Below are 3,042 nucleotides of genomic sequence, written 5' to 3'. Positions count from 1 at the left end.
CAAAATCAGGAGTTGGCTATGCACATCCATCATTTCTTGGCACTCATTGCCAAAAGCTATAACGACACAGCTTAAAAATTTACAGCAGCTTGAACGCCATAAGGTTTTCAGGCTTTAAGTCATTTTTACTTAAAACTTAGCAAAACAAAACTTGAGATGTGCCAAGCACCGTCTTACGGCTTTGCTGTGCCTTTTTTTCTCCCAAAAAGGCCACAGGCTTTTTATCTCATGTAGAAACAACAAGAATTTATAACGGTAAAACTATGCCAACTTTAGAAAGATCTTCCAAAAAATTACAGGTTGTTCAAACTGCCATCCAACTCTTTACCACGCATGGATTCCATAATGCGGGCGTAGACCTGATTATCAAAAAATCCAAAATTCAAAAAGCCACGTTTTATAACTACTTTCACTCAAAAGAACGACTTGTTGAAATGTGCCTAATCTTTCAAAAAAGCCGACTTAAAGAAGAAGTTCTGGCAATTGTCTACTCACATCGCTACCCAACCGCAGCCGATAAACTTAAAGAAATTGTTCGTTTACATGTCGATGTAAATAGCCTTTACCATCTTTTGTTTAAAGCTATTTTTGAATTAAAACTGCTTTATCCACGGGCTTACCGCATGGCAGTTGAATATCGAAAATGGCTACTAAAAGAAATTTTTGATTTGGTCTTTAGTTTAGAAACCAACAAACTCAAACCCGATGCCAACATGGTTTTAAACTTAATTGATGGCTTGATGTTACAAGTTTTAAGCTTTAACAGTTTGAATGAACGGGATGTGGTGTTGGAGAGGTTTTGGGGAAATACATTGATATAAAAACTAAAATATTTATATAAAGTAAAATTTTAATTAATAAATCTTAATTGTAATAATGCGGTTTATTAATTTTATATGTTTTTAATCATATGTTTTAATTTTATTTAAATTAATCATTATTGCTGCTTTTAAATAAATGATATATCTTTAATAATATGATTTTTTAGAGTTTATAGCCTACCACTTCCCCAAGGGGTAGGTTTTTTTTATTTAAAAATTTTACTCTAATTGCTGGATTGTATAGCTTTGATAGGTTTTAAATGTATGTGTTTAAAACCTATTTTTATAATTTAAATTTTAAAAAAATTAATTGTTTAGTTAATGTTTTTAAAAAATAATCATTTTTCACTTTATTTTTTTTAAAAGAAAATTATTCTGAAAATTATTTGTTTAAGGTGTGGGGATTAATAATTTTTAAATAAGTTTTGGATTGTTTTAAAATATTTCAAGAGATTAGATCTTCTAATGAGTAAATTGCCTCTTCCCCCCAATGATTTACAACTTATAATCAAATCAGGTACGAAGTTTTTTTTATATTTTTGTATTGCTTCAAGTTTATCAATATCACTCACAAAAGCAGAGACCGCGTCTGCTAACTCGGGAAAAAACTTAACAAAGAAGGTTTCTCAGCTCTTTAAACCCACGCCGGATGAAAGCTATCGATCTATCGACTTCCAAAAATTAAGTAATTTAGGCTTTGATCAGAACCAATTTCAACGGTTTGGAAATGATGGGAATTATTTACCGACTTCTACTGCGATGTGGAATAATCAAGTCAGTTTAGTTGATGCTGTTCAATATGCAGTTCAACGAAATCCTAATATTTCTCAAGCCATTTCAACTTTAGCTGGCCAAAATGCTGGTATTGATGTTGCGAGGGCAGGTTATTATCCTCAAATTTCAGGTGGTATTACCACAGGTGACTTGAGTAGTGGTGAGCGGGGAAGGCAGTTACTCACATTATCTGCAACTCAAATGCTTTTTGATTTTGGTAAAGTCAAATCAGGTGTATCGGTTGAGAAGGCTAAACTCCAAGTCGAACAGGCGAATGTGTTGGTCAGTATTGACGATATTGCACTTGATGTGGCTCAGTCGATTATCAATATTCAGCGCTATCTCCAATTAAATAAAATTGCCGAGCAGCAAATTGCGGGTATTCAGCGAATTCAGGAAATCGCTAATTTACGTGCAAATGCTGGTATTAGTAGCCAAGCTGATCCAGTTCAGGCACAAACTTATTTAGAATCTGCGCAGTCAACACTTATTGCACAGCAATCTTTACTACGTCAGTACCAACAACATTTAAGAACTCTGGTAGGCGTAGATGTTTTTAATAAATCATGGATCATTCCTGACGATTTAGTGAAACAGTCTGGTCTTTATAGTGAACCTGAGTTTAATACCATTCCAAAAATGATCGCTGCACAAGCAGGCATTGAAGTGGCTAAAGCTCAAAAGGAACAGACCCGTTTAACACGTTATCCAACTTTGGCAGTGAAAGGCTCTTTGAGTCAGGCTATTAATGGAAAAAACCCAAACAATAATGAAGACGATGGTTTATATAGTTCCATCATGCTTGAAGCCACCAGTCAGTTTTATCAAGGTGGATCAGTTTCTTCCCAAGTAAAAATGGCAAGTTATGCAGAGGAAGCCGCTAAATCTAAAGTGAATTCTGTGTATCTGGATGTGCTCGATCAGATCAGAACCAGCCGTGAGCAAATTGAAAATAAACAACGTCAAATGCAGGTTTTAGCCAACCGCCAAGCGACAACAGTTCGTACACGCGAACTTTATCAAGAGCAGTACAAACTCGGTACCCGTTCATTGGTTGACTTACTGAATGCTGAACAAGCGATTCATAGCGCCAATGCAGAACTTGAAACTGCACGTTATGACATCTACAGCAGTATTGTTCAGTATATTTCGGCAACAGGACGTTCCCGCCAAGCTTATGGCTTAAATAATATTTCAATTCAGGGGTTCGAAGTACAACCATGATGACAAAAATAAATTACCAGCCCTGGTTACAGGCGGTCTTAACGATTGCTAAACATTATAGAATTGAGCCTTCAGAAGAAAGAATTCGTTTACAACTTGACTGGAACCAAAATCAAAACCTTGATGATGTTTTGCAGTTAATGACACGTCAGGTTGGACTCAATTTACGTAAAGTACCTTTTTCATTAGATTTACTTAATCCGTGGCGTTTACCTGTCATGGT

At 35.3% G+C, this 3,042-nt stretch carries 2 protein-coding genes and 1 pseudogene; all 3 read left to right on the top strand.

The annotated features are described in order from the left end of the window. Window positions 1-263 precede the first annotated feature (263 nt). Entirely contained in the window at window positions 264-821 is a 558-nt protein-coding gene (locus J536_RS23530; RefSeq protein ID WP_017402929.1) for a TetR/AcrR family transcriptional regulator, read from the top strand. A gap of 465 nt (window positions 822-1,286) precedes the next feature. Continuing rightward, complete coding sequence (locus J536_RS23525) at window positions 1,287-2,819, top strand: TolC family outer membrane protein (protein WP_032064157.1); 1,533 nt, start codon at window positions 1,287-1,289, stop codon at window positions 2,817-2,819. Beyond that, a pseudogene (locus J536_RS23520) lies at window positions 2,816-3,042 on the top strand (type I secretion system permease/ATPase); the annotation flags it as partial. The gene J536_RS23525 and the pseudogene J536_RS23520, both read left to right, overlap by 4 nt.

The sequence above is a fragment of the Acinetobacter sp. 809848 genome, from assembly GCF_000581275.1.
GTDB classification, from domain to species: domain Bacteria; phylum Pseudomonadota; class Gammaproteobacteria; order Pseudomonadales; family Moraxellaceae; genus Acinetobacter; species Acinetobacter pittii.
The sequence above is the reverse complement of the archived record's forward strand: the minus strand, read 5'-3'. Positions and strand labels throughout refer to the sequence as shown.

What these genes read in the sequence shown, in the direction of transcription:
- J536_RS23530 (WP_017402929.1), top strand. Translation starts at nt 264, where the DNA reads ATGCCAACTTTAGAAAGATCTTCCAAAAAATTACAGGTTGTTCAAACT.
- J536_RS23525 (WP_032064157.1), top strand. Translation starts at nt 1,287, where the DNA reads ATGAGTAAATTGCCTCTTCCCCCCAATGATTTACAACTTATAATCAAA.